At 49.3% G+C, this 4,238-nt stretch carries 1 tRNA gene and 2 rRNA genes; all 3 read left to right on the forward strand.

Annotated features, from left to right (window positions below):
* Positions 1–127: 127 nt before the first annotated feature.
* Positions 128–1,675 (forward strand): 16S ribosomal RNA (locus tag HMPREF2867_RS01280).
* A 54-nt stretch (positions 1,676–1,729) separates the two neighbouring features.
* Positions 1,730–1,802, forward strand: a tRNA-Ala gene (locus tag HMPREF2867_RS01285).
* A 146-nt stretch (positions 1,803–1,948) separates the two neighbouring features.
* Positions 1,949–4,238, forward strand: a 23S ribosomal RNA gene (locus tag HMPREF2867_RS01290); the annotation flags it as partial.

A 4,238-nucleotide genomic window follows, 5' to 3' on the forward strand; every position in this document is an offset into this window, starting at 1 on the left:
AGACCTTTGAGAACTGAATAAGAAACCAAGTGCAGGGTTATGATAGAAGAAATTATAACCTGTCAATTTACAAGAATAAATCGTCAGACGACGGTAATGAGTTAACGCTCGAACAATTATTAAAGATTTTAATGAGAGTTTGATCCTGGCTCAGGACGAACGCTGGCGGCGTGCCTAATACATGCAAGTAGAACGCTGAAGAGAGGAGCTTGCTCTTCTTGGATGAGTTGCGAACGGGTGAGTAACGCGTAGGTAACCTGCCTTGTAGCGGGGGATAACTATTGGAAACGATAGCTAATACCGCATAACAATGGATGACACATGTCATTTATTTGAAAGGGGCAATTGCTCCACTACAAGATGGACCTGCGTTGTATTAGCTAGTAGGTGAGGTAACGGCTCACCTAGGCGACGATACATAGCCGACCTGAGAGGGTGATCGGCCACACTGGGACTGAGACACGGCCCAGACTCCTACGGGAGGCAGCAGTAGGGAATCTTCGGCAATGGGGGCAACCCTGACCGAGCAACGCCGCGTGAGTGAAGAAGGTTTTCGGATCGTAAAGCTCTGTTGTAAGTCAAGAACGAGTGTGAGAGTGGAAAGTTCACACTGTGACGGTAGCTTACCAGAAAGGGACGGCTAACTACGTGCCAGCAGCCGCGGTAATACGTAGGTCCCGAGCGTTGTCCGGATTTATTGGGCGTAAAGCGAGCGCAGGCGGTTTGATAAGTCTGAAGTTAAAGGCTGTGGCTCAACCATAGTTCGCTTTGGAAACTGTCAAACTTGAGTGCAGAAGGGGAGAGTGGAATTCCATGTGTAGCGGTGAAATGCGTAGATATATGGAGGAACACCGGTGGCGAAAGCGGCTCTCTGGTCTGTAACTGACGCTGAGGCTCGAAAGCGTGGGGAGCGAACAGGATTAGATACCCTGGTAGTCCACGCCGTAAACGATGAGTGCTAGGTGTTGGATCCTTTCCGGGATTCAGTGCCGCAGCTAACGCATTAAGCACTCCGCCTGGGGAGTACGACCGCAAGGTTGAAACTCAAAGGAATTGACGGGGGCCCGCACAAGCGGTGGAGCATGTGGTTTAATTCGAAGCAACGCGAAGAACCTTACCAGGTCTTGACATCCCGATGCTATTTCTAGAGATAGAAAGTTACTTCGGTACATCGGTGACAGGTGGTGCATGGTTGTCGTCAGCTCGTGTCGTGAGATGTTGGGTTAAGTCCCGCAACGAGCGCAACCCCTATTGTTAGTTGCCATCATTCAGTTGGGCACTCTAGCGAGACTGCCGGTAATAAACCGGAGGAAGGTGGGGATGACGTCAAATCATCATGCCCCTTATGACCTGGGCTACACACGTGCTACAATGGTTGGTACAACGAGTTGCGAGTCGGTGACGGCAAGCTAATCTCTTAAAGCCAATCTCAGTTCGGATTGTAGGCTGCAACTCGCCTACATGAAGTCGGAATCGCTAGTAATCGCGGATCAGCACGCCGCGGTGAATACGTTCCCGGGCCTTGTACACACCGCCCGTCACACCACGAGAGTTTGTAACACCCGAAGTCGGTGAGGTAACCTTTTGGAGCCAGCCGCCTAAGGTGGGATAGATGATTGGGGTGAAGTCGTAACAAGGTAGCCGTATCGGAAGGTGCGGCTGGATCACCTCCTTTCTAAGGAAAAACGGAATGTACTTGAGTTTCTTATTTAGTTTTGAGAGGTCTTGTGGGGCCTTAGCTCAGCTGGGAGAGCGCCTGCTTTGCACGCAGGAGGTCAGCGGTTCGATCCCGCTAGGCTCCATTGAATCGAAAGATTCAAGTATTGTCCATTGAAAATTGAATATCTATATCAAATTCCATATGTAAATAATTACATATAGATAGTAACAAGAAAATAAACCGAAACGCTGTGAATATTTAATGAGTTAGGTCGAAAGACCAAAATAAGGTTAAGTTAATAAGGGCGCACGGTGGATGCCTTGGCACTAGAAGCCGATGAAGGACGTGACTAACGACGAAATGCTTTGGGGAGCTGTAAGTGAGCAATGATCCAGAGATGTCCGAATGGGGGAACCCGGCAGGTAATGCCTGTCACTCATTACTGTTAAGGTAATGTAGAGGAAGACGCAGTGAACTGAAACATCTAAGTAGCTGCAGGAAGAGAAAGCAAAAGCGATTGCCTTAGTAGCGGCGAGCGAAACGGCAAGAGGGCAAACCGAAGAGTTTACTCTTCGGGGTTGTAGGACTGCAACGTGGACTTAAAGACTATAGAAGAACTACCTGGGAAGGTAGGCCAAAGAGAGTAATAGCCTCGTATTCGAAATAGTCTTTATACCTAGCAGTATCCTGAGTACGGCGAGACACGAGAAATCTCGTCGGAATCTGGGAGGACCATCTCCCAACCCTAAATACTCTCTAGTGACCGATAGTGAACCAGTACCGTGAGGGAAAGGTGAAAAGCACCCCGGGAGGGGAGTGAAATAGAACCTGAAACCGTGTGCCTACAACAAGTTCGAGCCCGTTAATGGGTGAGAGCGTGCCTTTTGTAGAATGAACCGGCGAGTTACGATATGATGCGAGGTTAAGTTGAAGAGACGGAGCCGTAGGGAAACCGAGTCTTAATAGGGCGCATTAGTATCATGTCGTAGACCCGAAACCATGTGACCTACCCATGAGCAGGTTGAAGGTGAGGTAAAACTCACTGGAGGACCGAACCAGGGCACGTTGAAAAGTGCTTGGATGACTTGTGGGTAGCGGAGAAATTCCAAACGAACTTGGAGATAGCTGGTTCTCTCCGAAATAGCTTTAGGGCTAGCGTCGATGTTAAGTCTCTTGGAGGTAGAGCACTGTTTGGGTGAGGGGTCCATCCCGGATTACCAATCTCAGATAAACTCCGAATGCCAACGAGATATAATCGGCAGTCAGACTGCGAGTGCTAAGATCCGTAGTCGAAAGGGAAACAGCCCAGACCACCAGCTAAGGTCCCAAAATATATGTTAAGTGGAAAAGGATGTGGGGTTGCACAGACAACTAGGATGTTAGCTTAGAAGCAGCTATTCATTCAAAGAGTGCGTAATAGCTCACTAGTCGAGTGACCCTGCGCCGAAAATGTACCGGGGCTAAAACATATTACCGAAGCTGTGGATACCTTTATAGGTATGGTAGGAGAGCGTTCTATGTGCGAAGAAGGTGTACCGTGAGGAGTGCTGGAGCGCATAGAAGTGAGAATGCCGGTATGAGTAGCGAAAGACAGGTGAGAATCCTGTCCACCGTAAGACTAAGGTTTCCAGGGGAAGGCTCGTCCGCCCTGGGTTAGTCGGGACCTAAGGAGAGACCGAAAGGTGTATCCGATGGACAACAGGTTGATATTCCTGTACTAGAGTATATAGTGATGGAGGGACGCAGTAGGCTAACTAAACCAGACGATTGGAAGTGTCTGGCCAAGCAGTGAGGTGTGATATGAGTCAAATGCTTATATCTATAACATTGAGCTGTGATGGGGAGCGAAGTTTAGTAGCGAAGTTAGTGATGTCACACTGCCGAGAAAAGCTTCTAGCGTTAATTATACTCTACCCGTACCGCAAACCGACACAGGTAGTCGAGGCGAGTAGCCTCAGGTGAGCGAGAGAACTCTCGTTAAGGAACTCGGCAAAATGGCCCCGTAACTTCGGGAGAAGGGGCGCTGACTTATGGTCAGCCGCAGTGAATAGGCCCAAGCAACTGTTTATCAAAAACACAGCTCTCTGCTAAATCGTAAGATGATGTATAGGGGGTGACGCCTGCCCGGTGCTGGAAGGTTAAGAGGAGTGCTTAGCAATAGCGAAGGTATGAATTGAAGCCCCAGTAAACGGCGGCCGTAACTATAACGGTCCTAAGGTAGCGAAATTCCTTGTCGGGTAAGTTCCGACCCGCACGAAAGGCGTAATGATTTGGGCACTGTCTCAACGAGAGACTCGGTGAAATTTTAGTACCTGTGAAGATGCAGGTTACCCGCGACAGGACGGAAAGACCCCATGGAGCTTTACTGCAGTTTGATATTGAGTATCTGTACCACATGTACAGGATAGGTAGGAGCCTATGACCTCGGGACGCCAGTTTCGAGTGAGGCGTTGTTGGGATACTACCCTTGTGTTATGGCTACTCTAACCCAGATAGGTTATCCCTATCGGAGACAGTGTCTGACGGGCAGTTTGACTGGGGCGGTCGCCTCCTAAAAGGTAACGGAGGCGCCCAAAGG

Source organism: Streptococcus sp. HMSC064H09 (assembly GCF_001812625.1).
Classification (GTDB): domain Bacteria; phylum Bacillota; class Bacilli; order Lactobacillales; family Streptococcaceae; genus Streptococcus.